This window comes from Bradyrhizobium retamae (assembly GCF_001440415.1).
Lineage (GTDB): Bacteria > Pseudomonadota > Alphaproteobacteria > Rhizobiales > Xanthobacteraceae > Bradyrhizobium > Bradyrhizobium retamae.
The window spans coordinates 1-2335 of record NZ_LLYA01000084.1 but is presented as its reverse complement, the minus strand read 5'-3'; the positions used below and the strand labels follow the sequence as shown (position 1 = coordinate 2335).

1 protein-coding gene and 1 pseudogene are annotated in these 2335 nt (G+C 56.6%); both read right to left on the bottom strand.

What is annotated here, in order from left to right; translation table 11 throughout:
• Positions 1-515, bottom strand: a pseudogene (locus CQ13_RS44980) (hypothetical protein); the annotation flags it as partial.
• 380 nt (positions 516-895) lie between these two features.
• Positions 896-1120, bottom strand: a complete 225-nt coding sequence (locus tag CQ13_RS42820) for a hypothetical protein (protein WP_156433615.1) — start codon at positions 1118-1120, stop codon at positions 896-898.
• Positions 1121-2335 lie beyond the last annotated feature (1215 nt).

The following is a 2335-nucleotide window of genomic DNA, read 5'->3' as shown; positions in this document are numbered from 1 at the left end:
GGTATCGACGACGTCAATCGCCATCCGGTCATCCACACGTGGTCCCACAAACTCGTCGACGCCGCCTGATATGATTCGAACCAAGAAAACGCTAATCTAGTTCGCTGGGCTAACCGCGCGATGGCACCCGCCTCTTCCGGCCACCTGCTAAAACTGTTCGCCAGGTTTGCCAGGCCATGGTGGGTAAAATCACAGAGTCCGCGCATCGCGATCAGTGTGGAAAAGGACTCCTCAGCGATTACTACTGTGGCTTGGCGAGAGCCCGCCTCCTCCTCCAACTTGCTGAAACCATTTACCAGTTCCTGTTGAATAGAATCAGAGAGTCGCTCGTGGCGGTTCCAAAGCCCAGAACCCGAGGCGAATGGGTTCCCGAGCAAGTTGAGGCTGAAACCCTGGTTGGCGAGAACTAGCTTAGTGAAACGGATTGTTGTGGTTACGGCGAGCAGAGTCAGCAAAGTCTCACCCAGCGAGGCTGACAGTAACCTTCCGCTGGCAAAGTGGCTATCTCTTGGCATGGGACATTTCCTGCCTTCGTGGAGTAGGCATCCAATGGAGAACCTGCCTCGAGGCATTTCTAACCGAGCTGAGCCCCGCAATCTCCTCTAAGAATTGGTAGAGTCCATCAGCTCGTGCAGCGAGGCCGGAGTTTTGATCGGACGCCGACAACCTGAACTATTTTTGATTGAAGTATTGCGCTGCCCGTTCTGCAATTGTCGCCACAGATACATTCGCGGCCTCCGGCGAATCCGGGCTTCCATGTTTGTGAGCACGCGAGGGGCTGGCGGAACCCAAAGTACCCGGGTCATCCGATGAGGTAAGGCGAGAAGTCTTTGAGATCCTTTCCAGATTGGTGCCTCCTGTCCGGGGCGTCATATCCCGAACTCTGTCTGCGAACTTAGCGAGCGCTTTCGGCGCAATGCGTCGTTCGTCCCGTGGCTCGCAATACTGAACCCAGGAACTTGCGCTCTTCCGGCCGTGCCACCGCGCTCTCGGCCTCCTTGACCGTCAGCCGCAGCTTGTCAGTCAGAGACCGGGTGATCGAGGCCATGGCCCGCTCGCCGGCGCAATGCCTGCGAACATAGATGTGCAGTCGTCCGCATAGCGACAGAACGGATGCCACGTCGAGCGAGCTCCTTGTCGGTCGATATCCCTTGCGCTTCTCTATCCGTTCACCTCAATCAGGCTGGGTGGAAGACTTTCACTTCCGAGCTATTGAACATGCCCGGCACACGACTGAACCGCTTCGCGGTAGCGACGCGTGGCAACCTGCGGCGATCTTAGTGCATTCCCGATGAAGTTCAGTTGCGAAATTATACAGGCGCTACTTGCAGCGTATTGGTATCGCAAAGGGGCTTCTTATAACTATCCCTCGACAAGAGATGACCGAGAACAGCCAGATTCGGAATTTGGCATCGCATACACCAGGCATCGCATCTCCAACAGGTATCGCTGTCCGCACGCTGCTTCCGCACGCCGGAGGCGTTGTCCCCCGAGCGCGGTCCTATCAAATCTATCTCACGACGCTCGGCGCCGGAAGTAGTCGATTTATTGCGTCGCTATTGGTGAGTCATGTCAAGCGCTGCGATCGCTGTACTCATGAGAGGATTTGCTAAGACCACAGAGATCCATATGAGGCACATACGGGCATCTCGACGGCGATGCCCGCAGTGCCGCTGCGGCACAATGATGATCATCGAAACGCTCGAATACGCCTCCAGTCGTGTTCCTTTTATGGCTTCCTCATGACCGTCATCATCAGCCATTCACCATCACACCGTTCGCCTTGATCGCGTGAGCTTGCTCGATAGATATGACCCCGCAACGAACTTCATCGCACGAAGATCGCCGCAGGTTGCCGCGCGTCGCTACCGCGAAGCGGTTTAGTCCAGACAAACTATACCGAGCCAACTACATGCCGCTCACGGTGAATCTCGGCGAAAACAGCCCATTTGGCATAGTCCGGCACTCGGCATAAACGGCTGAACGAGGTCGATCCGTAGGCCTGGCTCACGGATATGCTCGCCCGCATCGCCGCCCGTCCGGCTCATCGGCAGGACGAATTCGCTGCCTTGGAATTTGGACGTCGGCCTCAGCAGTCTCTGCTCAAGCGGCGTAACCACGCGCTTCAGGGCGTCGGCGAAGACAAGAACTGGCTGCGGGACGTTGCCAAGAGATCGAGGACGGCGTCATCTAGGTCAGCGTTTTCTTGGTTCGAATCATATCAGGCGACGTCGGCGAGTTTGTAGGACCATGTGTGGACGACCGGATGGCGATTGACGTCGTCGATACCAGCCATGATGCGCTCCTTGAGTTCGTGTTTTGAGGCCACCCGGAT